Below are 25,005 nucleotides of genomic sequence, written 5' to 3'. Positions count from 1 at the left end.
ATCACAACTCCTTACGCAGTTCGGCCAGGATGTGCTTGGTCCGCGCGACCGGTTCGGCCTGCACGGACATCCGGTCCAGTACCTCTAGATAGGTGACGACGTCCTCCGGCCGGTCGTAGTAGACCGAGCCCGCGAGGTTCTCGGTGTAGACCACGTCGGGCAGTTCGGAGAAGCCGAAGCGGAAGTGGTGGAAGGGGCCGTAGGCGCCCGGATGGGCCCCCACGGCGTAACGCATGATCTGGATCCGTACCTTCGGGGTCTCCAGGGCCTCCAGGATCCGGTCCACCTGGGCGCGCATCACCGCGGCGCCGCCCACGGGACGGCGCAGCACCGTTTCGTCCAGGATGGCCCAGACGGCGGGGGCGCCCGGTCTGTCCAGCAGATCCTGCCGCTTGAGGCGCAGGGCCACCCGGCGGGCGAGCTCCTCCTTCGACTCGTTGGGGAAACCGACGCGCATCAGCGCGACGGCGTAGTCGAACGTCTGCAACAGCCCCGGCACGTAGTGCGGTTCGTAGAGGCGGATGACGCTCGCCTCGCTCTCCAGGCTCACATACGCCTTGAACCACTCCGGCAGCACATCGCGGTACTTGTACCACCAGCCGGGCTTGTTGGCCTCGCGCGCCAGGGCGGCGAAGTCGTCGATCTCGGCGTCCGGGACACCGTAGGCGCGCAGCAGCTCCCGCACATACGGGATACGCAGGCCGACCTCGGCCTTCTCTATGCGGCGCACCGTCAGCGGCGTCACCTCGATGGTGCGCGCCGCCTCCTCGAAGGACACACCCGCGCGTTCGCGCAGCTGCCGCAGGCGCTTGCCGAGAACCATCCGCAGAACGGTGGGTGCGCTGCCGCCGGAGCGGTTCTCACTCACCTCTGACCTCCCGGAGCGGCTGTCACAGCGTGCAGTGTGTCACGCGCCGGACGACTCGAACAGAGTGATGCGAGGCTGTCTGAAATTATCAGAACGCAGGTTGCGGGCCGAGTGTGTGCCACATCATAGTGATCCGGGAAGCCGGCATCCGGGTCGCCGTATGGTGATCAACTCGCGTTGCTGGTATGGGAACTGACGTTCCAACAGGTGCGGTGCGGTCCTCGGGCCGCACGGGACTGCGAAGGCGAGAGCTGGATGACCACCGTGACCGACGGACAGCCCACGAGCCGCGAGGAGAGCCCGGCCGGGGCCGGTGGCGCGCGCCGGACCGGCGACGGTGGCGCGGGCCGCGCCACGACGGGGTGCCGGGAGGCCCGATGACCGGATCCAGGGCACAGCACGGCGGTCCCCCGCACGCACCGGCGCAGGCGCGGGACGAGTTCCCGGCCGCCGCACGCGTTCCGGACCGGGCGGCCGGACCGCCCCGGCTGCGCTCCACCGTGCCCGCCGACCCCTCCTGGGCCTCGGCGGTACGGCGTCTGGTCACCCAGCACCTCGCCCGGCTGCGGCTCACCGCCGACCAGTGCGACAGCGCGGTCCTCGCGACGGACGAGCTGTTCGCCAACGCGGTCAGCCACGCGAGCAGCGGCCCGCGCGACACCGTCACCCTCACCATCGAACGCACCGCCCGCACCCTGCGGGTGACGGTGGCCGACCGGTCGCCCCTGCTGCCCCGGCGCCGCGCGGCCGACGCCGCCGACGAGTCGGGGCGCGGGCTGGCCATCGTGGCCGCCCTCGCCGACGACTGGGGACTGGCGCCCCCCGAACCCGGCAACCGCGGCAAGCGGGTCTGGTTCACGCTGTGCCTGCGGGGTGCCGCGTCATGACGGACCACCCGGCACAGGCGCACGCGGGCACGGACACCGTGGCCCGCGCCGCCGTCCCCGCGCCGGGCGGCGACCGGGCGTACGCACCCCCGGCACCCCGTCCGCCGGAGCCCGGCACCGCCGCCCCGGACGGACCGGCGGCCGACACGGAGGCCGGGGAGACGGCGCCCGGCGCGGCGCAGGCGGCCCCGGAACGGCGCCTGTGGCAGGCGCTGACGGCGATGTACGTGTCGGACACCGTGTCGGACACCGCGTCGGCCCGAGCCCCCCGCACCGTCACGGGCGCGGGCACGGCCACCGGTGACACCGACGACGGCCACCCCCGCGACGGACGCACCGCAGCGCCGCCGGACGGGCGGCTGCGCCGCGCCCTGTCGGCGCTGTACACGGCGGATCCCGCGGCGGCCGACGTCCCGGCCGCCGCCCTCGCCGCTGACGGTCCCCGCGGCGCCGGGGAGCCCGGCGAGGCCGCCACCGCGCCCTTCACCGCGGCGGTGGTCCAGGACCTGCTGTGCCGGGCCGAGCGCGACCGGCGGCTGACGCGTGAGGCGGGCGCCGCGCCCACACCGCAGCGCAGGCGCGGCGTCGCCGAGTGCCACCGGGACAACGCCGACGCCCTCGCGGGGATCGTCGGCCGCCACGGCTGGCCGGCCGCCGCCGCCGTGGGCGCCGAGGCGTCGACCGCGGCGCTGATGATCCTGCTGCACGCGCCCCGGCTGGACCTGCGGCTGAGCTGCCGGGACCTGATCGCGCAGGCCACGGCCGACGGCCGCACCCCGGCCGTCCACCTCGCGTACATCGCCGACCACTGCGCCGTGGAGCTGGGCGAACCGCAGTTCTACGGGACGCGGATCAATCCGGTGACCCTGCGCCCGTACCCGGTCCGGCTGCCCCGGACGCTCGACGAGCGCCGCCAGGACGTCGGCCTCGGCCCGATGGAGGAGCAGATGCGGGCGCTGCGGCTGCGCGGCTGACCCGGCGCCGCGCCCCGGGGGACCGGGCGGCCCGACCGGATCGCGGGCAAGCGGCCGGTGCCCGGCCGGGGCCGAGGGGACTTCCGCAGGTCGGCGGGGTTTCGCGGGCCCGTACGGAGGTACCCGCGCCTCGGCCCGGCGGCGGACGGAGACCGGCAGACCGAAGAGGTCCGCGGCCGCCGGGTGACGCGCGGACCGGAGAAGCCGGAGAAGGGAGCACACCGTGACCGCACACCGCCCGCCCGTCCCCCGGGACATGCCGGACCAGCAGGCCCAGGCGGACGAGGACCCCTGGGAGACGGCGCACACCGCGGCGGGCCCCGGGCAGCCCCGGCGCGAGCCCCCGGCGGACGACGTGCCCACGTCGGACGAGGAGCACCCCGGCCCGGACGAGCCGCCCGCCTGACCCGCGACCACGCATCCGGCTCGTCCAGCGCGTCCGGCCGCGTCCGGCCTCATCCGGCCCTGCGCCCCCGCAGGGGTTCGGTGTCCGCGCCCTCGCCGCGCTGCAACCCGCGCAGGAACTCCTGGATCACCTCGATCGCCGTGTACCGGGGGCGCCAGTCCAGTTCGGTGTGCGCCCGGGTGCAGTCCATCAGGGGCAGCCGCACCGGGCGCAGGCCCAGCATCTCGGCGAGCACCTTCGCGTCCAGCGGCGGATCGGCGGCCAGATTGAAGGCGCCGCTCACCTCACGGTGCAGCGCCAACTGACAGGCGCGGGCCGCGTCGTCGGTGTGCAGGGCCTGCACCCGCAGTCCGGGGACGTCGGGCAGGAACGGCAGCAGCTCGGGCCGCGCCACGGGACCCGGCAGGAACCGCCCGCCGAAGATCCGCCGCTGCTCGCTCGCGGACTCGGCCTTGAACAGGAACCCGGGGCGCATCCGCACCACCCGCACATCGGGATGGTCCCGTTCGAAGGTGTCGAGGGCCCGTTCCAGATACGCCTTCTCCCGGGTGTACGCGGCGTCCGGCCAGCCGTGGGTCGGCCAGGACTCGTCCACGGCGCGGTCCTTGGGGCCCGGCGAGTACGCGCCGACCGAGGAGGCGTGCACCAGCACCGGCACCCGGGCGGCGGCCACCGCGGGATCCGGCGGGCCAGGCCCCGTACGGAGGCGACCTCCGGATCCTCGGAGAGCAGACGGACCACGCTGGTACCGGCATTGCCGGTGGCGCCCGTGACGACGACCCTGCTGCCCGACACGCTGCTCACGTTCGGCTCCTTCCGGAAGACGGCCGAGTGAAGAGGGCCGAGTGAAGACGGCCGAGTGCGGGGCACGAGTACCCGGTCCCCGGCCGTCGACCCGTGCGCCCCGCGCCCTCTCGTACGCACGCCCCCCGCAGAACCGCTCCCGTCCCGCTCCCGCTCCGGTGCCGACCGGCATGACCTCCGACGTCATCGACCCGCGCCCGCCCCACCGCGACCATGGACAGCGGACGGACGACATCACGTCACCGCTCACCCGCACCGCTCACCCGCACCGGACTCCGGGAGGTCTCCATGCCGTACGTCACGAGCCCCGCCGACGGCACCCGTCTGCACTACACCGACCATGGTCCGGTGGACGGGCCCGTGGTGGTCTTCGTCAACGGCGCCTACTTCGGGACCGGTATGTGGGAGTTCCAGACGCTGCCGCTGGCGGGGGAGGGCGTGCGCTGCGTCGGCCTGGACCGGCGGGGCCACGGCCGTTCGGACGACGTGTGGGACGGCTACGACCTGGACACCCTCGCCGACGACCTGTACGGGCTGCTCGACCACCTGGACCTGCGCGAGGTCACCTTCGTGGGGCACTCGCTGGGCAGCGCGGAGATCGTGCGCTGCCTGACCCGGCACGGCACGGACCGTGTCGCACGGGTCGCCTTCGTCGCGGGCATCGCGCCGGGCGTGGTCCGCACCGCCGATCACCCGGAGGGCTGGGACCCGGAGGTGATGCGCGCCGGCCGCGCGGTGTTCCGCAAGGACCGGGCGGCCTTCTACGAGGACGGGGCCGCCCCCTACTTCGCCCTCGACGTGCCCGGCAACGAGGTGTCGCCGCACTACGTCCGGCACGTCGTCGACCAGGCCCTGGCCTGCACGCCCCGCGCGGCGGACGCCGTCAACCGGCTGGTCGCCACCGTTGACCTCGCCCAGGAACTGCCGAAGATCGGCCTGCCGCTGCTCGTCGTGCACGGCACCCACGACACGTCGGCCCCGCTGGAAGGGACCGGCCGCCGGAGCGCCGCCCTGGTGCCGGGCAGTGTGCTCAAGGAGTACGAGGGCGGCGGCCACGGGCTGTACGTCACCCACGCGGACCGGCTCAACGCGGACCTGCGGGCGTTCCTCGCGACGTCCTGAGCGGGCCGGGCCGGGCGGGGCGGGCGGGGCGGGGCGTCGGCGGGTACGGGGCCTTCGCCCGGCCCGCCGACGTACGGCCTCAGGCGCGGTCCGCGAACGCGTCCACCCCCGTCAGCTCCGCCGACAGCGCCCACAGCCGGGCCGCCTGGCCGGGGTCGGTGGCCCAGGACTTGACCCCACTGCTGTGCATGCCCTCGTCGGGCACCGGCTCGGCGATGTCGCAGTCCTCCAGATAGACACCGCCGAGTCCGTCGAGACGGGGCGAGGCCGCGGCCCAGACCTGGGTCGCCGCGCCCTGCTGCGGGGTCTTGAATCCCCGGGGGTTCAGCGGGACGCCGTTCTCGTCGACCCAGCCGCGCTCGACCATCTCCTCGCGGGTCAGATGGCGCTGGAGCGGGGTCATGATGGCGCCCGGGTGCAGGGCGAAGGAACGGACGCCGCGGTCCCGGGCCAGCCGGTCCAGATGCACGGCGAACAGGACGTTGGCGGTCTTGGCCTGGCCGTAGGCCGCCCACTTGTCGTAGCCCTCGCGCCAGTGGACGTCGTCCCAGCGGATCGCGGAGAAGTGGTGGCCGCGCGAGGAGACCGAGACGATCCGGGCACCGCCCGGCTCGATGGCCGGCCAGAGGCGGTTGACCAGGGCGAAGTGGCCGAGGTGGTTGGTCGCGAACTGCGCCTCCCAGCCGGGTCCGACCCGGGTCTCGGGGCAGGCCATGACACCGGCGCTGTCGATGACGAGGTCGACGGTGCGGCCGGAGGCCAGGAAGCGTCCGGCGAAGTCCCGGACGCTGTCCAGGTCGGCGAGGTCGAGCGTGTCGGTCTCGGTGCCCTCGATGCCGTGCAGCGCCTCGCGGGCGGTCGCGGGACGGCGGGCGGGGACGACCACGCGGGCGCCCGCCGCGGCCAGTGCCCGGGTGGTCTCCAGACCGATACCGGAGTATCCGCCGGTGACGATCGCCAGCTTCCCGGTGAGGTCGATGCCGTTGAGGACGTCGGCGGCGGTGTCGGCCGCCCCGAAGCCCGAACCGATCTTGTGCTGTGGCGTGGTGGTCATGCCCGGAACGCTACGGATTGGAGCGCTCTCGAAGTCAAGCGCACACCGGACACACCGGCACCGGGGGCCGTGGGCTGGGGGAGCAGGACAGCAAAAGAACAAAAAAGGGAAGCCCCGGCCGGACGGGGGAATCACGGCCGGGGCGGTCCTGGTGTGGGCACGCATGGCGGTCGCCTCTCGGCGAGACGCTCCACAGGGCTTCAGCCGAACGATCGTCCCTGTGGGCAATAGGTGAGGCCCGGGGACACTGTCCCATCCGCACCCACGCCTCGTTCAACGGGCCAGGGGGGTCCGGTGTTCCGGTCTCTGCCTCGTTTTGCGGTGATCTGGGTCACTCCGCAGGGGTACGCGGTGCTGTACCCGGTACCGGGACGCCAGAGGCGGCGCCGGGCGCGGTCTCCGCCCACAGGCTCTCCGCCTGGAGCGGCTCGGTGGAGCCGAGGCCGACCGACCCTCGCCGCGCTCGCCACTCTCTTCTCGGCGAGTCTGCGAGTCTGCGAGTCGGTGATTTGGCGAGTCGGCGATCCGGCGAGCGCGCGGGGTCCGTCCGGGTGGCACGTCAGGGGCCCGCCGCTCCGGACGGCGTGCGCCGCTCGCGGGTCCACTCCAGCAGCTCGTCGGCCGACCAGGTGGTCACGACGCGTTCCGGCGCCACCCCGCACTCCTCGGCCCGCGCGCAGCCGTGGATCTGCCAGTCGAGCTGTCCGGGCGCGTGCGCGTCGGTGTCGACCGAGAACAGTGTGCCCGCCGCCACGGCTCGGCGCAGCAGTCCGAGCGGCGGGTCCAGCCGCTCCGGACGGCTGTTGATCTCCACGGCGGTCCCGGTCTCGGCGCAGGCGGCGAACACGGCGTCCGCGTCGAACTCCGACTCGGGCCGCCCCCGCCCGGTCAGCAGCCGTCCCGTGCAGTGCCCGAGGATGTCGGAGTGCGGATCGCGGACGGCGGCCACCATGCGGCGGGTCATCGAACGGGCGTCCATCCGCAGCTTGGAGTGCACCGACACGACCACCACGTCGAGCGCCGCCAGCAGCTCCGGTTCCTGGTCCAGGCGGCCGTCGTCGAGGATGTCGCACTCGATGCCGGTCAGCAGCCGGAACGGCGCCCAGCCCCGGTTCAGCTCCGCCACCACCTCCAGCTGCTCGCGCAGCCGCGCGGGCGACAGGCCCCGCGCCACCGTCAGCCGCGGCGAGTGGTCGGTGAGCACCGCCCACGCGTGGCCGAGGTCCGCCGCGGCCCGGCCCATCTCCTCGATCGGGCTGCCGCCGTCGGACCAGTCGGAGTGCAGATGGCAGTCGCCGCGCAGCAGCGCCCGCAGCCGCTCGCCGCCGCGCGCCAGGGGCTCGCGCGCCTCCTCCTCCAGCGCGCGCAGATAGCCGGGCACCTGTCCGGCCAGCGCCTCCCGGACCACCTGCGCGGTCTTCGGCCCGATCCCCTTGAGCGACTCCAGCGTCCCGTCACCGGCCCGCCGGGTCACCTCCTCGGCGGCGAGCGCGGACAGCACACCGGAGGCCGTGCGGAAGGCGCGTACGCGGTAGGTGGGGGCCCCGGACCGCTCCAGCAGGAAGGCGATCCGGTCCAGCGCCTCGACAGGGTCCATCGCCACCTCCACCCCCAGGGTTGCCCGGCCGCCCCGCGACCGCACCTCCACCCCGTGGACCGGCCCGGCCGGAGCGCCGGGCGCGCACGGTCCGCGATCGTCGTCCTAGGCTGGACGACATGACCGAGAGCGCGAGTCCCTATATCTCCCAGCCGCGGATCATGGTGCTCGGAGTCCAGCCGGGCGACCCGCCGTTCCGCATCGTGGAGATCGACGGCGAGGTGGTCGGCGAGGCGAAGACCGTCACCGATGTGCTCCAGGCCGCCGCGGCGTTCGGGATCACGGTCCACGACCTGGACGACCCGGACACCGTGCGCTGGGTGGGCGGTGACAAGTTCACCTGGCACTAGGGCCTGTCCGGCCGATCATGGCGAAGACGCGGGGTGGGGCACGCACATCCGCCGCGTTGTCGTCGGTTGCCGACGCTCCGCGTCGACGCCCTCCTCCGCCTTGCGGCTGCACGCACCCCACCCCGCTCACCCGCGCCCACAAGGCACTGTTGCCTCCCTCCACCATGATCGGCCGGACAGGCCCTCGGTCCACGGGCGACGGCACGGGCCTCAGCCCACCGTCCACTTCTGGTTGGCGGCTCCCGTGCAGGTCCAGATCTGGAGCCGGGTGCCGTTGGCGGAGCTGCCGCCGGTGGCGTCCAGGCACTTGTCGGCCTGCGGATTGACGATGTCGCGGGCGGCCGGGAGCGCCCACTTCTGGTTGGGGCCGCCGGTGCAGTCCCACAGTTGGACCTGGGAACCGTCCGCGGTGGCGTTGTCCTTGACGTCGAGGCACTTGCCGAGGGCGCGCAGGGTGCCGTCGGACCCGGCCGTCCACTGCTGGGCGGCGGTGCCGTTGCAGTCGTAGAGCTGGACCGGGGTGCCGTTGGCGGGGTTCGCCCCGGCCACGTCCACGCACTTGCCGGCCGGTCCCCTGATGGGCAGCGCCCCGGCGGGGCTGTCGGACGTGGTGACCGAGACGGAGTCCACCACCAGTTGCTGCGGCAAGGACGTCGAGCCGTCCGGGTCGCCGGGCCAGTAGCCGCCCACCGCCAGATTGAGGATGAGGAAGAACGGCTTGTCGAACACCCAGGTCCGGCCGCCGAGGTCCGCGGGCGTCCGGCGCTGGTAGACGGTGCCGTCGACCGACCAGGTGATCGAGCCGGGCGCCCAGTCCACGGCGAAGGTGTGGAAGGCGTCGGCGAACGCCTGGCCGTTCGGCAGGGAGTACGCGGCGCCGATGCCGCCCGAGCCGGAGTAGCCGGGGCCGTGGATGGTGCCGTGCACGGTCGAGGGCTCGAAGCCCACGTTCTCCATGATGTCGATCTCGCCGGAGTCCGGCCAGTTCACCGGCGTGCCCAGCATCCAGAACGCCGGCCACATGCCCTGTCCGCGCGGGATCTTCATCCGCGCCTCGACATGGCCGTACTGCGCGTCGAACTTCCCCGAGGTGTTCAGCCGGGCCGAGGTGTACTGGCAGGTGCCGTACCAGCACTGGTAGCCGCCCGGGTTCTCCCGCCGGGCGGTGATGACCAGGTGGCCCTGGCCGTCCAGGGCCGCGTTGCGGGTGCCGGGCGTGTAGTACTGCCGTTCGTGGTTGTTGACGTTGTCGCCGGTCTCCGTCTGCCACTTGGCGGAGTCGACGGCCGCGCCCGCGGGCCCGTCGAAGGTGTCGGAGAACCCGGAGAACATGGCGGCGGTGGGGGCGGCGGAGGCGGGGGACGGGCTCGCCTGGGCGGGGCCGACGGCCGCCGCCCCGGCGAGCACGGCGGACAGGGCGGCGAGCAGACATCTGCGGAGCGGGCGTCGAGAGGCCACGGCACTCCCTTCCGTACGGCGGCCCGGTGGGCGGGCGCGCCGACAGTCGTGGGGGGAACGAGAGAGTGGTTCGGCACTTGATTCAAGAGATGAATTAAGAAGCCGTCAATACTCCGGTACGGACCATTCCCCACTCGGTACGGACCGGTCCCCGAGGGCCGTGCTCACGCGCGCCGACGGCGGCGCGCGTGCACCGCCCGGCCCAGCCGCCGCCCCAGCAGCAGATGACCGGCGAGCGCCCCGGTCGTGTTGAGGATGACGTCGTCGATGTCGAACGCCCGCCCGGTGATCAGTGCCCCCTGGGCGAACTCCACCGCCAGCATCACGAGCGCGGTGAGCAGCAGGACGCGCGGCAGCCGCCGCGACCGGGGCGCGAGGACGGGCACCAGGATCCCGAACGGCACCCCGAGCAGCAGGTTCCCGCCGATCTGCTGGACGGCGTCGCGCAGCCCCGGCTGGTCCGCGTACTCCCGCAGCGAACGCCCCGGGTGCAGGTTCGTGTGCACGAACGGCACCGAGGCGGGCGACGGCTGGAGCGTCAGCCGGGCCAGGACGACGGCGAAGGCCACCATGCACACGAACGCGCACGCCATCGCCAGCAGCCGCAGCGGCCAGGGCGCGGGCCGCCGCACCTCGACGGCACGCTCCACGGCGGGCTCGGTGACGGGTTCCGTGACGGGCCTCGCGGCCGGCTCGGTGACGGGCTCCGCTGCGGGCTTCGCGGCGGGTTCCGTACGGGCCTCGGGCGCACCGGGCCCGGTCCCGCGCCGCCCCGGCACGCGCGCCCGGAACGCCGTGAGCGGACGGAGCGTCATCCTTGCCATCCCAGCCTCCCGAGCATCCCGGCATCAACTCGTCGTTCCCGCAAGCCGGTTACCCCCGAACCGCACCGTGATTCCGGCCGCCGCCGACGGTGCGCGGGCCGTGCTCCCGGTTTCCGTTGCTGCTGTCGGGGCAACCGGGTCGCCCACCCGCGCGCCGCCGCACACCCCCCGGTGGCGGCGGTGCTTGTTGGCCGGGAAGCGGCGGACCGGACCCCGCCGCACATCAGCGCGGGGGACCGAACCCGAGGAGGTGCCGGGTGAGGCCGCGGACGACCCTCCTCGCCGTGGGCGAGGTGCTGGCCTGGTGGGCCGCGCTCGTCGCGCGGGCCGGCCGGCGGGCAGTGAGTCACGGGTGAACGGCTGGATCGCGGCGGCGACGGCCGTCCTGGCGGCCGGACTCGGCACGGCCCTGTGGGGCGTGGCCACCAGACCGCTGTCGCGCCGCGTGGTCGCGCAGAACCTGTCCACCGCCGTGGTCTGCCCCGCTCTACTGCTCCTCGCCCAGGGCTACGGCCGCACCTCCTATGTCGACCTGGCGCTGCTGCTGGCCGTCGCCCGCCCCGGGCTGCTGGCCGCACCCGGCTGGGCGCTGCCGCTGCGCCGCTTGCAGTCCGGGCACGTCGGCGACTACGTGGCGTGGCTGCTGGTGGGGTCCGCGCTGCTGGGGGCGCCGGCGCTGCCGGGCGTGCTGGGCCGATGACCCGCGCCCGGTCAGTACGATGACCGCGGCAGTCCGGAATGATCATGCGAGGAGCGGATCGTGCGAGACATCGCGGTGTTCAGCGGCAGTGCCCATCCCGAACTGGCGGCGGAGGTCTGCGCACACCTGGGCGTCCCGCTCAGCCCCACCCGGGTCAGCCGGTTCGCCAACGACTGCCTGGAGGTGCAGCTCCAGGCCAACTGCCGCGAGCGGGACGTGTTCCTGATCCAGCCGCTGGTCAAGCCGGTGCAGGAGCACCTCGTGGAGCTGCTGCTGATGTGCGACGCGGCCCGCGGCGCCTCCGCCGGACGCATCACCGTCGTCATGCCGCACTACTCCTACGCCCGCTCCGACAAGAAGGACGCCCCGCGCATCTCGCTCGGCGGACGCCTGGTCGCCGATCTGCTGGTCGCGGCGGGCGCGAGCCGGGTCCTGGCGATGACCCTGCACGCCCCGCAGGTGCACGGCTTCTTCTCGGTCCCCGTCGACCACCTGCACGCCCTGCGCGAACTGGCCGCGCACTTCGAGCAGTACGACCTGACCCGCACCACCGTCGTCTCGCCCGACCTCGGCAACGCCAAGGAGGCCGCCGCGTTCGCCCGGATGCTCGGCGCCCGGGTGGCCGCGGGCGCCAAGCAGCGCTACGCCGACGACCGGGTCACCATCAACTCGGTCATCGGCGACGTGGCCGGGCGGGACGTGATCGTGCTGGACGACGAGATCGCCAAGGGCAGCACCGTCCTGGAACTCCTGGACCGGCTGCGCGAGTCGGGCCCGCGCTCCATCCGGATCGCCTGTACGCACGGCCTGTTCGCGTCCGGCGCCCTCGAACGGCTCAGCGCGCAGGAGGACGTACTGGAGATCGTGTGCACCAACACGGTGCCGGTGCCCGTCGACGACCACGAGGAGCACCGCGTCCACGGGGACAAGCTGCGTGTCCTGTCGATCGCGCCCGCGCTCGCCGAGGCGGTGCGCCGCATCCACAACGGGGAGTCCGTCAGCGCGCTGTTCGACGCGCCCCGGGGCGAGTAGCGGCGCCCGCCTTCGGCCCTCAGCCGGACTGCTTCGCCAGCGCGTCCGCGATGGTGTCGACCACGCCCAGGGCGTCGCTGTAGGAACCGGGCAGGAAGTCGGCGGTGCCCACCACCCGGTGGTTCTTCGCCGCCGGCAGCTCCTTGAACGAGCGCAGGTCGAACAGCTTCTGGATGTTGTTGGCGGGGGAGCCGTCGTTGTTGGTGTAGTAGACGACGTAGTCGGCGTCCTTCAGCAGGTCCGCCCGCTCGTACGACACCGACCGGGTCGAGCCCGCGGCGACCGAGGCGGTGGCCGGGGCGAACCGCACGCCCAGCTTGGCCAGGATGTCCCCGACCGGCGAGGCGGGGCTGTAGATCCAGTAGTTGCCGGAGTCGAAGCCGCCCTGGATCACGGCCCAGCGGTTCCCGGACAGCTTCGCGCCCTCGGCCTTGCGCACCGCGGCGATCCGGTCGGCGTACTTCTGCTTGAGCCGGTCGAGCTGCGTCGCGCGGTTCACGAAGCGGGCCGTGGCGTCCGGGTAGGCGGACCAGGCGGCGGTCTCCTTGAAGGACGCGAACGCGGTCGGCGCGATGGCCGACAGCCGCTTGTACGCCTTGCTGAGGTAGGGCACGTCGACGCCGACGATCAGGTCCGGCTTGAGCGAGGCGATCTTCTCGTAGTCGAGGTCGGCGCCGGTTGTCACCTTCGCCGCGGACTTCCAGCGCGCCAGGTAGCGCGGCGGGACGTAGTTGGCGCCGCTGTTCTCCACGCCGACCGGCTGAAGGCCCAGGTCATACAGCGACTCGGTGGACCAGGAGTGCACGGAGACGATCCGCAGCGGGTGCGCGGGCACGGTCACCTTGCCGTGCGCCGTGTCGACCGCCCGGGTCGCGGCGGACCCGGCAGCGCCGCCGGGGGAGGAGGAGTCGTCGCAGGCGGTGGCGGTGAGGGCCAGCGCGAGGACGGCGGCGCAGGCGAGGGCCGGGCGCAGCAGGCGGGCACGGCGCCGGACAGGGGACGCGGCGGGGGAGGACAGGGCGGTCATGGTGATCCAGGGGTGAAGGGCCGGACCGGGCGGTCCGGGTGCGGAGCGAAGGACATCGAGAAGAAAGAAGAAAAAAGGGGGCGGAGAGGAAGAGAGGGGGAGAGGGAGAAGGGGGAGGAAGGGGGGCGGGGGTCAGGACGCCGAGCGCGGTCCGACGCCCGCGCGGGCGGACTGGACGCGGGTGGCCAGGCCGTCGAGCAGGACGGTGAAGTTCGCCCAGCTGTACGCGTACCAGGAGGCCAGCGGCGGCTTCCACACCTGTCCGGCGCGGACGGCGGGCGTGCGCTGCCACAGCGGGTTGCCGGGCAGCGGATCGGACACCGCCCACACCAGCAGGTCGGCCGGGAGCGAGGGGACGTTCTCCCAGCTGACCGCCTGGCTGTAGGCGTTGTCGGCGCCGTCGGGCACCGGCACCAGCCGCATCCCGAGGGCGCTCACCGTCTTGAGCACGGCCCAGGTCCGCGGGTTCATCACGCCGATGGTGCTCTTGTCGATGCCGAAGACGAAGCCGACCCGCAGCTCCCGGTTGGCGGCGACCGCCCTGCGCAGCCGTGCGCTCGCCTCCTCGTAACGGGCCTTGGCCCCGGCGTCGTTCGGCTCGGCACCCAGCGAACGGGTCAGCCGGTCGGCGGTCCCCGCGATCTTCTCGATCGGCTGGTACGTGCTCAGGCCGACCACCGGGGCGAGCTTGCCGACCGCCGGGAGCTGGGAGGCCACCTGGAGGGTGCCGTCGGGCTCCACGGCGTCGATCAGCAGGTCGGGCCGGGCCTGGGCGAGCGCCTCGATCCGTACGCCCTTGTCCGCCGAGTAGATCCGGGTGACGCCGGACCAGTCCGGACGCACCGCGCCGACGATGCCCTGCCCGGAGTCGGCGGCGGCCACCGGGTGCAGTCCGGCCGCCCACAGCGCGGCGCCCGCGGTGTCGGTGAGGAAGGCGATCCGCTTCGGCCGCCGGGACAGCCGTACGGCATGGCCCCGGTCGTCGGTGAAGGACCACGCGGCGTCGTCAGAGGCACCGGCCGCCGAGGAGTCGCCGGTGCCGCACGCGGACAGGCCGAGGAGGGCGGCCGTCCCCAGTCCGCCGGCGAGCAGCCCGCGCCGGGAGGGGCGCGTACCGGACGGGAGCGGGAGCGGGGACCGGACGTCGCGGGGACGCCGGAGGGTGGCGCTGGGCATGGGGATGTCCTTGAGGCGGAGGGGAGGGAAGAGAAGTGAAGGGGAGAGGGGGAGAGGGGGGAGGAGGGGAAAACGGGGGGGGGAGCGGTGGCCGGGGCCCGGCTCACCGGCCCGCGCCGGGTAACAGGTCGCGCGTCGCGCGTACGGGCACCCGCGGGCGCGGGTGCGGGCGCGTCGGCCGCGAGGCCGCCCGCTGCCGCCGTGGGCGGCGGATCCGGTTCAGGTTCATGAGCCGCCCGCCCTGCGCCGGGCGAGCAGCAGCCGGCACAGATACAGGCCGCCGAGCACCCCGGTCACCGCGCCGACCGGCAGCTCCGTGCCGGGCAGCACCCGCTGGGCCGTGTAGTCGCTCGCCGCCAGCAGCAGCGCGCCCATGAATCCGGCGGGCACCACCAGGGCGCCGGGGGAGCGGACCAGTCGGCGGCACAGGTGCGGTGCGGCCAGGGCGACGAAGGTGATGGGGCCGACCGCGGCCGTCGTCGCTGCGGCCAGGGCGGTGGCGGCGACGGCGGGCAGGATCCGGGCCCGCCCCACCGGCACCCCGAGCCCCCGGGCGGTGTCCTCGCCCAGCTCCAGCCAGTCCAGGTTCCGGGAACCGGCCACGGTCACCGGGACCAGCACGGCCAGGGCGGCGGCCAGCGGCGCGACGACCGACCAGTTCACCGAGTTGAGGCTGCCGATCAGCCAGATCTGCGCGTCCTGCGCCTCGTAGAGACTGGCCCGGGTCAGCAGATAGGCCGTCAGCGAGGTGAGCATCGCGCTGACCCCGATCCCCACCAGCACGACCCGGTGGCCCACGGCCGGGCCGCGCCCGGCCGCGATCAGGCCCACGAGCAGCGCCGTGACCAGCCCGCCGCCGACCGCCGCGACGGCGGTGGCGTACGGGCCGCCGTGGAAGAGCACGATCTGGGTCACGGCACCGGTCGCCGCGCCGCTGGTGAAGCCGATGATGTCCGGACTGCCCAGCGGATTGCGGGACATGCTCTGGAACACCGCGCCGCTCATGCCCAGCGCCCCGCCGGCCAGCAGCGCGCACAGCAGCCGCGGCAGCCGCAGGCTGAGCACGATGAACGACTCGGCCCCGGTGCCCCGGCCCAGCAGACAGGCCACGACCCGCGACAGCGGGAGGCGGTAGGTGCCGGTGGTGAGGCCGAGGGCGCCGACCACCAGGCAGGCGGCGGCCAGCAGCACGCAGACCGCGACGGTGCGGGGCCGCCAGCGCAGCGACATCCGGCCGCCGTACAGGCGCAGCACGCGGCCGGGCAGCACGGTGGCGCGGCGGGACACGCGCGGGGAGCGGGGAGCGGAGGTCGGGGCGGTGGTCACAGTTCGGCGATCCTGCGGCGGCGGACGAGAGCGATGAAGACGGGCGCCCCGGCGAAGGCCGTCACGATCCCGGCCTGGATCTCTCCGGGCCGGGCGAGCACCCGGCCGAGCAGGTCCGAACCGAGGAGCAGCACGGCCCCGGACACCATGGAGTACGGCAGCAGCCAGCGGTGGTCGGGCCCGGTGAGCGACCTGGCCAGATGCGGGACGGCCAGGCCGACGAAGGCGATCGGTCCGACGGCGGCCGTCGCCGCCCCGCACAGCAGGGTGACGGCGAGCATCCCGAGGGCGCGGGTGCGGCGCACCCGGGTGCCGAGCGCGCGGGCCGTGTCGTCGCCGAGGGCCAGCGAGTTGAGCGCGCCGGACAGCCCGAGGGCGAGCAGAGCGCCCGCGCCGAGGAACGGCGCCACCTTCGTGACCACCGACATCGGCTGCCCGGCCAGCGAACCCACGCCCCAGAACCGGAACTGGTCGAACACGTCCGGCCGCAGCAGGGTGACGACGGAGATCAGCGCGCTGAGCACGGCGCTGACGGCGGTGCCCGCGAGCGCGAGCCGCACCGGCGCGGGCCCCGACCGGCCGCGCGAGCCGAGCACCTGGACCACCACGGCGGCCAGCCCGGCACCGGCGAACGCGAACCAGACGCAGAACGACGGATCGGTGCTGCGCCACAGGGCGATCGCCACGACCACGGCCGCCGAGGCGCCCATGTTGACGCCGAGGATGCCGGGGTCGGCGAGCGGATTGCGGGTCAGCGCCTGCATCAGGACGCCCGCGAGGCCGAGCGCGGCGCCGACGGCGACGCCGAGCAGCGTCCGGGGCAGCCGCAGGTCCCACACGACCGCGCTGTCCACCGAGGTGCGGCCGTGCAGCAGCGCGTGCAGCACCTCGCCGGGCGGGATGGCCTTGGCGCCGACGGCGACGCTCGCCACGACGGCCAGGGCCAGCAGCGCGCAGGCGAGGAGCAGGCCGAGCAGCCGGGCGGCGGCAGCGGTCCGGCGCCGTCTTCGGCCGGTGTCCTCCGACGCTGTTTCCGGCACCACGGTGGTGGTGCTCAGAGTGGTGGTGCCCATCGTGCTCCTCGGCGACGTACCCGCCGACCAGGAGGGCCGACGAGGACTTAGCTTAGCCTTGCCTAAGCACGCTAGCGGCGCTGTCGCAGGCGCGACAAGGCGGTCGGACGCCACCTCGTGTCGCCGATCCGCCAACCCCGTCAGGCCGCTCGGTCCGCCCGCTCCCGGGAACGGGCGAAGTACGCGGCGGGCGTGCACCCCGTCACCCGGCGGAACGCGGCGACGAAGGCGCTGGGCGTCGCATAGCCCACCCGCTCGGCCACCCGCCCCACCGGCTCGCCCTCGGCGAGGTGCGCGAGCGCCGCCTGGAGCCGGGCATGGGTCCGCCACTGGGTGAACGTCAGGCCCGTATCGGCCAGGAACAGCCGCAGCAGCGTGCGGGCGCTGGAACCGACCGCGTACGCCAGTTCGGCCAGCCCCCGCTGGTCCGCGGGGTCCTCCAGCAGCAGCGCCGCGGCCTCCCGCGCCCGCGGATCGGCCGGCAGCGGCAGCTCGAACACCGCGCCGTCCGCCGGGCGCAGCACCTCCAGCAGGACGGCCTCGGCGTGCGTACGCACCCCCGGCGCCAGCTCACCGGCCAGATAGCCGATCAGATGCCGGGCCAGCGGGGAGACGGCGAGCACCGTGGGCCGGGGCCAGGCCAGCGGACAGGAGACCGGATCGAGATAGACGCCCTGGAGCACCGACTCCCGCAGGGCCGCGGTGGCGTGCCGGACACCTCCCGGTATCCACAGCGCCAGATGCGGCGGCAGCACCCAGCAGCGGTCCTGGATGTCGACCGTGACCACACCCGTGCTCGCCCAGGCCAACTGGTGCTCGCCGTGCACGTGATGGCGGAAGGACTGCCCCCGGGCCATCTCGAACCGTTCGAGACCGATGGTCTTCTCGTCTGCCATGCCGGTGTCCCTGTCCCTGCCCGGTGCGCGCCCCGCCGCCGGCCGTGGCCGATGCGCGACATACGGTGGCGCCCTGCTGCGTTTACGACAAAAGTAAGGCGACCCTAACGTAGCCGGGTGACCGTAGCCGCCCCCGCTCCGCCCAGCCGTCCGTCCGCCCGCCCGCCGGAGCCCGCGGGCCCGTCCCCCGCGGCCTGCGCCTCACCCCGGGCGCTGCTGCGGTGGGCCGTGGGCGAGCGCCGCGCCGACCTGGCCCTGGCGGCGGTGCTGCTGAGCACACACCAACTGGGCGAGGCGCTGGTGCCGGTGCTCGTCGGCGCCACGGTCGGCCGGGCCGTACGGTCCGGCACCCCCGCCTCGACGGCCTGCTGGCTCGGCCTGCTGGCGGCGGACTTCCTGATGCTGTCCCTGTCCTACCGCTTCGGCGCGCGGGCGGCCGTACGGGTGCGGCAGCACACCGAGCACCGGCTGCGCATGGCCCTCACGGAACGGGTGCTGCGCCCGGCCGGCGGGGTACGGCTGGTGCCGGGCGACTTGCTCAGCCGGGCGTCCGGCGACGCCGAACGGGTCGGCGCCTTCGCGGGCACCCTCGCCGGCACGGTGGCCGCGGTGGTCGTCCTGCTCGGCTCCACGGTGCTGCTGCTGCGCATCCACCCCGGGCTCGGCGCGCTCGTCGTGGCGGGCACCGCGGCCGTCCTGCTCGCGCAGAACCGCCTCTCCCACGTCCTGCACCGCACCAGCGGCACCGAGCAGGCCCTCCAGGCGCGGGCGACCGCGCTCGCCGAGGACCTCGTGCGGGGGCTGCGGGTGCTCCGGGGCATCGGCGCCGAGCACGCCGTCGCCGCCGACTACGCCCGGGTCAGCCGGGACGCCGTGGGCGCGGCCCGGCGGGCGGTGTCCGCCGAGGGCGCGCTCGTGTCGGTGGGCGTCCTGCTCACCGGGCTCTATCTGGCGGCCGTCGCCGCGCTCGGCGGCGCCCTCGCCCTGGACGGCCGGATCGGTCTCGGCCCGCTGATCGCCGCCCTCGGCCTCGCCCGGTTCGTCAGCGGTCCGATGCGCGTCGTCGCCACCGCCCACGCCCGCTACGTCCGCGCCCTCGCCTCCTCCGCCCGCGTCCACGAGGTGCTCACCGCTCCTCCGGCCGTGCCGGAGCGGACCTCGGCGGGCGCTGCGAACGGTGCCGCGACCGACGCCGTGGCCGAAGCGCCCGCCGTCGCCTTCCACGACGTGGCGCTGCCGGGTGGGACCCGCGCCCGGTGGACCGCCGAGGCGGGCCGGATGACGGGCCTGGTCTGCGCCGACCCCGCCGACGCCGACGCCGTCGCCCTGCTGCTCGCCCGCGAACAGGACCCCGAGGAGGGGCGGATCCTGCTCGACGGCACCGCACTGGACCGGTTCGCCCTGGACACGCTCAGGACCGCCCTCCTGGTCTGCCACCACGAGCCGGTGCTGCTGCCCGGCACCGTCGCCGACAACCTGGCCGCCCTCACCGAGGACCCCGCCGCCGTCGCCGAGGCGGCCCGCGCCGCCCGCGCCGACCAGGTCCTCGGCGCCGTGGCCCACGGTGCCCGCACCCGGGTCGGCGACCGCGGCGAGACCCTCTCGGGCGGCCAGCGCCAGCGCGTCGCCCTGGCCCGCGCGCTCGCCGCCCGCTCACCGGTGCTGGTCCTGCACGATCCGACCACCGCGGTGGACGCGGCGACGGAGGACGTCATCGCCGACCGCGTACACCGCGCACGCTCCGGCCGCACCACCCTCGTCATCACCGACAGCCCGTCCTGGCTCGCCCGCTGCGACCAGGTCGTCCACCTCCCCACACCCGAGCGGACGGCGACCTCATGACGACCCCGGACGCCACACCGGCCCACGTCCCGGACGCCACATCGGCTGCTGCCCCGGCCCACGTCCCGGCCGACGCTCTGGCCGACGCGCCGGGCGATGCCCCGGCCGACGTCTCGGCCCAGGCCCCGGCCGGTGTTCCGGCCGACGCGTCAGGCGACGCCCTGGCCGGTGCCTCGGCGGACTCGTCGGCCGGTGTCCCGGCCGACGTCTCGCGCGACGGCCCGACCGGAGGCCCGGACCGCCCCCGGGCCGAGACCCCGGTCGCCCCTCGCCAGGATCCTTCCGATGAAGCCCCGGACAGCACCCCGGCCGACGCCTCCTGCGGCACCCCGGCCGGGGCTCCACCCGGCACCCCGGCCGACACCCCAGGCGGCACCCCGGCCGACACCCCCTGCGGCGGCCGGGCCGGGGCTCCCACCGCCGCCCCCGGCGGCGCCCCGGCCGCACCCCGGGCTGTACCTCCGCCCGAGCACTTGCCAGAGCCCTCGCCCGAGCCCTCGCCCGCCGACCCGGACGGCGCGCCCTCGCTGCTGCCGGTGGCCACCGGGCGGCAGACGCGGGCGCGGTTGCGGGTGGCTCTGCGGGGGCGCTGGGGGGCGCTGTGGGCGGCGCTCGCCGCACTGGTGCTCGACAGTTGCCTGAGTCTGGCCGGGCCGGTCGCGATCGGACGGATCACCCAGGCCGTGACGGACCACCGGGGGTCGGGTGCGCTGGTGTGGCCGGTCGGGCTGCTGGCGGGCGCCGCCGTGGCGGGGGCGCTGACCGGATGGGCCGCGACCGTCCTGCTCGCACGGGTCGTGCTGACGGTGACGGGACGGCTGCGCGAGGACGCGGTCGCCGCCGCGCTGGTCCTGCCCGTGGACACCGTGGAGACGGGCGGCACCGGCGACCTCGTGGCGCGGGTCTCCGGCGACACGGACCGGGTCTCCGAGGCCGCCTCCGGCGCCCTGGGCGACTTCGCGGCGGCGGCGCTGACCATCCTCGCCGCCCTCGCCGGACTGGCCGCGCTGGACTGGCGGTTCGCCGTCGCCGGACTGCTCGCCGTGCCCCTCCAGGCGTACACGCTGCGCTGGTACCTGCGCACCTCCCGGCCGCTGTACGCCGCCGGGCGGACCGCCGAGGGCGGCCGCGCCTCCGCCCTGCTCGGCGCCTTCACCGCGCTGCCCACCCTGCGCGCCCTGCGCCTGGGGCCGGGGCGGCACGCCCGGGTGGCGGCGGCCTCGCGGGACGCGATGGCGTACGAGTTCCGGGCGGCGCGGGCGGCGACCCGCTTCTACGGCCGGCTCAACCTCGCCGAGTTCACCGGGCTGAGCGCGATCCTCCTCGCGGCCTGGTGGCTGGTGCGCACCGGCCGCGCCGACATCGGCGCCGCGACCACCGCCGCCCTGTTCTTCGCCGGGCTGTTCGACCCCGTGAACATCCTGCTCGGCACCTTCGACAGCGTGCAGCGGGCGGCCGCCGCGCTGGCCCGGATCGTCGGCGTCACCCTGCACGCCCCGGACCCCGCCCGCGGCACGCGCCCGTCCGGGCCGGGAACACGGCCGGGCACCGGGGTCGTGGTGCGCGGGGTACGCCACCGCTACGGCGACGGGCCCGACGTCCTGCACGGCATCGACCTCGACCTGCGCCCCGGCCGGCGGCTGGCCGTGGTCGGCGCGACCGGCTCGGGCAAGTCGACGCTGGCGGCACTGATCGCCGGGACGCGTCCGCCGTCCGCGGGCAGCGTCACGCTCGACGGCGTACCCACCGGCGACCTCGCCCGCCCCGGAGCGGACGGCGACCGGCGGATCGCCCTGGTCACCCAGGAGCACCACCTCTTCCCGGGCACCCTCGCCGACAACCTCCGCCTCGCGTCCCGCGACGCCCCGGACAGCGCGCTGGAAGCCGCGCTGGCCGCCGTGGGCGCCGCGGACTGGGCCGCCGCCCTGCCCGACGGCCTCGACACCGTCGTGGGCCGGGGCGGCGGCATCCGGCTCACCGCCCGCCAGACCCAGCAACTCGCCCTCGCCCGGGTCCTGCTGCTCGACCCGGAGGTGGTGGTGCTGGACGAGGCGACGGCCGAGGCGGGCAGCGACACGGCCCGCGGCCTCGACCGCGCGGCCCTCGCGGTCACCGAGGGCCGCACCGCGGTCGTCGTCGCCCACCGGCTCTCCCAGGCCGCCACCGCCGACACCGTGCTGGTGATGGAGGACGGCCGTGTCACCGAGCGGGGGCGGCCCGACGAACTGCGGGCCGCGGGCGGCGCCTACGCCCGGCTGTGGGAGTCGTGGGCCCGCGGCCGGCGGTGAGGGCCGGGCGCCGGTCCGGGCAGCGGCGTACCCGGACCGGGGCGGCTCACTCCCGGCCCTCGCCGCCCTTGGCCGGCCACACCCCGGTCGAGCGCGCGATGGCCTGGGCGCCCGCACGGTCCACGGTGCTGCGCACCACCGCGAACAGGGCGCCCTGCACCGCGGCGGCCAGCAGGATCTCGCCCCAGTGCCGGTTCTCGTCGAGCGCGTCGGGGGCGTCGTCCTCGTGCCGGAACGCCTTCCACGCGGTGCGGAACACCTTCCCGGCCACGGCGCCGCCGACCCAGCCCAGCACGAACCCCACGGGCTGATAGGCGAGCGGGAGCTTGTTCTTCTTCTTGGCCACCTTCGTCCTCCTTCTCGAACTTCTACGACTTCTACGGCTTCTTCGGCTTCTGGAACTTCTGAAACTCCTACGACCTCTACGACCTCTGGGATCTCTACGACCTCTGGGATCTCTGGGATCTTCGGGTCAGGGCCGGCCGCGCGGCGGCACCCGCTCCGCCTCCGGCACCGGACCCGGCGGGGTGCCGTCGCCGAAGGGGCGCCCGCCGAGCTCCTCGCGCCGGTGCGGCGTGAGCCAGCCGGACAGGTCCGGCCCGAGCGGCACGATGCCGGTCGGGTTGATGCCCGTGTGCACCTGGTAGTAGTGCCGCTTGATGTGGTCGAAGTCGACCGTGTCCCCGAAACCGGGCGTCTGGTGGAGATCGCGGGCGTACGCCCACAGCACCGGGTTCTCCGCCAGCTTCCAGCGGTTGCACTTGAAGTGCCCGTGGTAGACGGCGTCGAAGCGGACCAGCGTCGTGAACAGCCGGATGTCCGCCTCGGTGATCGTGTCGCCCACGAGATAGCGCTGCCCGGCCAGCCGCCGCGCCAGCAGATCGAGACGCCGGAACACTCCCTCGTACGCCCTCTCGTACTCCTCCTGGCCGGTGGCGAAACCCGCGCGGTACACGCCGTTGTTGACGTCCTCGTACACCTCGCCCATCACCGTGTCGATCTCGTCGCGCAGGGCCCGCGGGTACAGGTCGGGCGCGCCGGGCCGGTGCAGGGCCGTCCACTCGGTGGCCAGGTCCAGGGTGATCCGCTGGTAGTCGTTGGTGACCAGCTCGCCGCTGGGCACGTCGACCACCGCGGGCACACTCACCCCGCCGGGGTACCCGGCCTCGCGCCGGTCGTACGCCTCGCTGAGGAAGCGGATGCCGAGGACCGGGTCCCGGCCGCCGGGGTCGAGCGTGAAACGCCAGCTGCGGTCGTCCTGGATCGGGTCGACGACGGCCAGGGACAGGGCGTCCTCCAGACCGAGCAGCCGCCGCGACACCAGCGCCCGGCTCGCCCAGGGGCACGCCCGGCTGACCACCAGCCGGTACCGCCCGGCGGCCACCGGCCAGCCGTCCCGGCCGTCCGCGGTGATCCGGTCGGCGAAATGACTCTTCGAACGCTTGAACTTCTTGTGGCCGTAGGAACGGTTGCCGTCGTCGCCGCCGTCGCTCATGCCCGGTCCTCCCTGCCGTCGGGACGCGCTGGTGACCACGTTCCCCGAAATCCGCCGACGGCACGGTGTGACACCCGCCGACCGGGGCATCCGGCGAACGTGAGCGGGACATCCGAGAACGCGGCCGGGACGGGTACGGAGCAGAAGGGAGCCGAGGCGGAGGCGGAAGCGAGCCGTGCGGCCGGGAGCGGGCCGGGACCGGCCGCCGACCGCAAGACCCGCGTCACCGTGCTGGTGGCGCTCGCGGCGAACCTGGTCATCGCGGTCGCCAAGGCCGTGGGCGGCCTGATCGCGCACTCACCGGCCCTGCTCTCGGAGGCGGCGCACTCCGTCGCCGACAGCCTCAACGAGATCTTCCTGCTGGCCGCGCTGCGCCGCAGCCGCCGCCCCGCCGACCGGCGCCACCCCTTCGGCTACGGCAAGGAGCGGTTCTTCTGGTCGCTGCTCGCGGCCGTCGGCATCTTCGTCATGGGCGGCTGCTTCTCCTTCTTCCAGGGCGTCGAGGCCCTGCGCAACGGCGCCCACGAGACGTTCTCCGGCTATGTGGTCGGCCTGGTCGTGCTCGGCGTCGCGCTCCTGGCCGAGGGCACCTCCCTGCTGCGGGCGCTGCTCCAGGTGCGCGAGCAGGGCGGCGCCGCCGGGCTGCGCGACCCCGCGCTGCGCACGGTCGTCGCCGAGGACGGCACCGCCGTGCTGGGGGTCACGCTCGCCATCGTCGGCATGGCCCTGCACATGGTCACCGGCCAGGTCGTCTGGGAGGCGTCCGCCTCGCTCGCGATCGGCGCGCTGCTCGTCTACGTCGCCTACCGCCTGGGCCGCGACGCACGCGACCAGTTGATCGGCGAGGCCGCCGACCCGGAACTCGCCGGGCGCATCCGCAGCCTGCTGCGTGCGCAGCCGGAGATCGACAGCGTGGAGGGGCTGCTCACCATGAAACTGGGACTCGACTCCGTGCTGGTGGCCGCCCGGGTGGATCTGGTGCCCGGCATGGACAGCGAGCGGGTCGAGGAGGTCGCGGTGCGCATCAAGCGGTCCGTCGCGCACACCGTCCCCGAGGCGGACCAGATCTTCCTCGACGTGACCGACCGGCCCGCCGCCGAGGCGGAGCAGAGCCCCGCGGCCGAGACACGGCAGAGCCCCGCCGCGACGGGGGAACGCGGCGGGGCCTGAGGGACGGGTGCCCGCCGCGGGACCCCTCCATGCCTCCGGGACCGGGATCCGCCCGGAACGGACGCACGGAGGGAGTGCCGGGCCCCTGGGCGTGCCCGGCCGCCCGGCTCAGTGGCCGGCGGCCGGCTCCAGCACGAAGACCGGGATCTCCCGTGAGGTCTTCTCCTGGTACTCGGCGTAGGGCGGGAACGCGGCGACGGCCCGCTCCCACCACTCGGCCTTCTCCGCGCCGGTGACCTCACGGGCCGTCATGTCCCGCTCCACCGGTCCGTCCCGCAGCGCGACCCGCGGATCGGCCAGCAGGTTGAAGTACCAGAACGGGTGCTTGGGCGCGCCGCCCTGGGAGGCCACCACGGCGTAGCGCCCGTCGTGCTCCACCCGCATCAGCGGTGTCTTGCGGAGCTTTCCGCTGCGCGCGCCCCGCGTGGTCAGCAGAATGACCGGCAGCCCCGTGTCCCGGAGCGTGGTCCCCTCGGTGCCGCCGGAACTCTCGTACAACTCCACCTGCTCCCGCACCCACTGGGTCGGGCTGGGCTCGTACTCGCCCTCAAGAGGCATGGCGTCGGTCCTCTCCTCGCTCGGTCGGTTCTCTCGCCCGCACGGCACCGCCGCGACGGCCGCCGTGCGCATCATCCC

Annotated in this window: 23 protein-coding genes and 1 pseudogene; 10 read left to right on the top strand and 14 right to left on the bottom strand. The window is 74.8% G+C overall.

What is annotated here, in order from left to right; translation table 11 throughout:
- Position 1: 1 nt before the first annotated feature.
- On the bottom strand, positions 2-868 hold the full coding sequence (locus ACWDYF_RS29810; protein ID WP_381744201.1) for a helix-turn-helix domain-containing protein: 867 nt from the start codon (positions 866-868) through the stop codon (positions 2-4).
- 377 nt (positions 869-1,245) lie between these two features.
- On the opposite strand from ACWDYF_RS29810, the gene ACWDYF_RS29805 reads away from it, so the two are divergent.
- The 3 genes from ACWDYF_RS29805 (at position 1,246) to ACWDYF_RS29795 (ending at position 3,135) form a co-directional block, all read left to right on the top strand.
- Positions 1,246-1,755 carry an ATP-binding protein gene (locus tag ACWDYF_RS29805; protein WP_381744202.1) on the top strand — a complete coding sequence of 170 codons (510 nt, stop codon included), beginning with the start codon at positions 1,246-1,248 and terminating at the stop codon, positions 1,753-1,755.
- Positions 1,752-2,729: a DUF6624 domain-containing protein gene (locus ACWDYF_RS29800; protein WP_389470572.1), complete on the top strand. Its 978-nt coding sequence runs from the start codon at positions 1,752-1,754 to the stop codon at positions 2,727-2,729. Before ACWDYF_RS29805 ends, ACWDYF_RS29800 begins: the two co-directional genes overlap by 4 nt.
- Before the next feature lie 223 nt (positions 2,730-2,952).
- A complete protein-coding gene (locus ACWDYF_RS29795; RefSeq protein ID WP_018568516.1) occupies positions 2,953-3,135 on the top strand; it encodes a hypothetical protein in 183 nt (60 codons plus the stop codon).
- A gap of 49 nt (positions 3,136-3,184) precedes the next feature.
- Here ACWDYF_RS29795 and ACWDYF_RS29790 read toward each other — a convergent pair.
- A pseudogene (locus ACWDYF_RS29790) lies at positions 3,185-3,939 on the bottom strand (NAD-dependent epimerase).
- 288 nt (positions 3,940-4,227) lie between these two features.
- On the opposite strand from ACWDYF_RS29790, the gene ACWDYF_RS29785 reads away from it, so the two are divergent.
- Positions 4,228-5,061, top strand: a complete 834-nt coding sequence (locus ACWDYF_RS29785) for an alpha/beta fold hydrolase (protein ID WP_389470576.1) — start codon at positions 4,228-4,230, stop codon at positions 5,059-5,061.
- 79 nt (positions 5,062-5,140) lie between these two features.
- Here ACWDYF_RS29785 and ACWDYF_RS29780 read toward each other — a convergent pair whose 3' ends face one another.
- On the bottom strand, positions 5,141-6,115 hold the full coding sequence (locus ACWDYF_RS29780) for an SDR family NAD(P)-dependent oxidoreductase (protein ID WP_389470579.1): 975 nt from the start codon (positions 6,113-6,115) through the stop codon (positions 5,141-5,143).
- A gap of 559 nt (positions 6,116-6,674) precedes the next feature.
- A complete protein-coding gene (locus tag ACWDYF_RS29775) occupies positions 6,675-7,712 on the bottom strand; it encodes a PHP domain-containing protein (protein ID WP_389470582.1) in 1,038 nt (345 codons plus the stop codon).
- 119 nt (positions 7,713-7,831) lie between these two features.
- On the opposite strand from ACWDYF_RS29775, the gene ACWDYF_RS29770 reads away from it, so the two are divergent.
- On the top strand, positions 7,832-8,062 hold the full coding sequence (locus ACWDYF_RS29770; protein WP_018568523.1) for a hypothetical protein: 231 nt from the start codon (positions 7,832-7,834) through the stop codon (positions 8,060-8,062).
- A 210-nt stretch (positions 8,063-8,272) separates the two neighbouring features.
- Here ACWDYF_RS29770 and ACWDYF_RS29765 read toward each other — a convergent pair whose 3' ends face one another.
- A complete protein-coding gene (locus ACWDYF_RS29765) occupies positions 8,273-9,520 on the bottom strand; it encodes a lectin (RefSeq protein WP_389470585.1) in 1,248 nt (415 codons plus the stop codon).
- 164 nt (positions 9,521-9,684) lie between these two features.
- Positions 9,685-10,335: a VanZ family protein gene (locus tag ACWDYF_RS29760; RefSeq protein ID WP_389470746.1), complete on the bottom strand. Its 651-nt coding sequence runs from the start codon at positions 10,333-10,335 to the stop codon at positions 9,685-9,687.
- Between the two features lie 361 nt (positions 10,336-10,696).
- Between ACWDYF_RS29760 and ACWDYF_RS29755 the strand changes: the two genes are divergently transcribed.
- Complete coding sequence (locus ACWDYF_RS29755; RefSeq protein ID WP_389470588.1) at positions 10,697-11,044, top strand: monovalent cation/H+ antiporter complex subunit F; 348 nt, start codon at positions 10,697-10,699, stop codon at positions 11,042-11,044.
- Positions 11,045-11,104: 60 nt separating this feature from the next.
- Positions 11,105-12,076, top strand: a complete 972-nt coding sequence (locus tag ACWDYF_RS29750) for a ribose-phosphate diphosphokinase (protein ID WP_381744215.1) — start codon at positions 11,105-11,107, stop codon at positions 12,074-12,076.
- 19 nt (positions 12,077-12,095) lie between these two features.
- Here the strand turns inward: ACWDYF_RS29750 and ACWDYF_RS29745 are convergent, their stop codons facing one another.
- From ACWDYF_RS29745 to ACWDYF_RS29725, 5 genes are all read right to left on the bottom strand, one after another.
- Positions 12,096-13,103: an ABC transporter substrate-binding protein gene (locus tag ACWDYF_RS29745; protein WP_389470593.1), complete on the bottom strand. Its 1,008-nt coding sequence runs from the start codon at positions 13,101-13,103 to the stop codon at positions 12,096-12,098.
- A 132-nt stretch (positions 13,104-13,235) separates the two neighbouring features.
- Positions 13,236-14,279 (bottom strand): ABC transporter substrate-binding protein, encoded by a 1,044-nt coding sequence (locus tag ACWDYF_RS29740; protein ID WP_381744217.1) that lies wholly within the window; start codon positions 14,277-14,279, stop codon positions 13,236-13,238.
- Positions 14,280-14,504: 225 nt separating this feature from the next.
- Entirely contained in the window at positions 14,505-15,605 is a 1,101-nt protein-coding gene (locus ACWDYF_RS29735; protein ID WP_389470597.1) for a FecCD family ABC transporter permease, read from the bottom strand.
- Positions 15,602-16,678 carry a FecCD family ABC transporter permease gene (locus ACWDYF_RS29730; RefSeq protein WP_389470602.1) on the bottom strand — a complete coding sequence of 359 codons (1,077 nt, stop codon included), beginning with the start codon at positions 16,676-16,678 and terminating at the stop codon, positions 15,602-15,604. Before ACWDYF_RS29730 ends, ACWDYF_RS29735 begins: the two co-directional genes overlap by 4 nt.
- A 140-nt stretch (positions 16,679-16,818) precedes the next feature.
- On the bottom strand, positions 16,819-17,574 hold the full coding sequence (locus tag ACWDYF_RS29725) for a helix-turn-helix domain-containing protein (protein WP_018570020.1): 756 nt from the start codon (positions 17,572-17,574) through the stop codon (positions 16,819-16,821).
- Positions 17,575-17,691: 117 nt separating this feature from the next.
- On the opposite strand from ACWDYF_RS29725, the gene ACWDYF_RS29720 reads away from it, so the two are divergent.
- The gene (locus tag ACWDYF_RS29720) at positions 17,692-19,416 is read left to right on the top strand and encodes an ATP-binding cassette domain-containing protein (protein ID WP_389470607.1); all 1,725 of its coding nucleotides are present in this window, start codon (positions 17,692-17,694) and stop codon (positions 19,414-19,416) included.
- Positions 19,413-21,704 carry an ABC transporter ATP-binding protein gene (locus tag ACWDYF_RS29715; RefSeq protein ID WP_389470610.1) on the top strand — a complete coding sequence of 764 codons (2,292 nt, stop codon included), beginning with the start codon at positions 19,413-19,415 and terminating at the stop codon, positions 21,702-21,704. The genes ACWDYF_RS29720 and ACWDYF_RS29715 overlap by 4 nt, the downstream gene beginning before the upstream one ends.
- Positions 21,705-21,750: 46 nt before the next feature.
- Here the strand turns inward: ACWDYF_RS29715 and ACWDYF_RS29710 are convergent, their stop codons facing one another.
- Together ACWDYF_RS29710 and ACWDYF_RS29705 are read right to left on the bottom strand one after the other, a co-directional pair.
- Positions 21,751-22,050, bottom strand: coding sequence for a DUF4235 domain-containing protein (locus tag ACWDYF_RS29710; RefSeq protein WP_018570017.1), 300 nt, complete (start codon positions 22,048-22,050; stop codon positions 21,751-21,753).
- A 126-nt stretch (positions 22,051-22,176) separates the two neighbouring features.
- Complete coding sequence (locus tag ACWDYF_RS29705; protein ID WP_389470613.1) at positions 22,177-23,199, bottom strand: glutathione S-transferase family protein; 1,023 nt, start codon at positions 23,197-23,199, stop codon at positions 22,177-22,179.
- 228 nt (positions 23,200-23,427) lie between these two features.
- Here ACWDYF_RS29705 and ACWDYF_RS29700 point away from each other — a divergent pair, with 228 nt between their 5' ends.
- A complete protein-coding gene (locus tag ACWDYF_RS29700) occupies positions 23,428-24,369 on the top strand; it encodes a cation diffusion facilitator family transporter (protein ID WP_451584313.1) in 942 nt (313 codons plus the stop codon).
- A 108-nt stretch (positions 24,370-24,477) separates the two neighbouring features.
- Here ACWDYF_RS29700 and ACWDYF_RS29695 read toward each other — a convergent pair whose 3' ends face one another.
- Positions 24,478-24,927: a nitroreductase family deazaflavin-dependent oxidoreductase gene (locus ACWDYF_RS29695; protein ID WP_381744224.1), complete on the bottom strand. Its 450-nt coding sequence runs from the start codon at positions 24,925-24,927 to the stop codon at positions 24,478-24,480.
- Positions 24,928-25,005: the final 78 nt, after the last annotated feature.

This window comes from Streptomyces sp. NPDC003284, from assembly GCF_053589675.1.
This window is presented reverse-complemented; position numbering and strand designations above follow the sequence as displayed.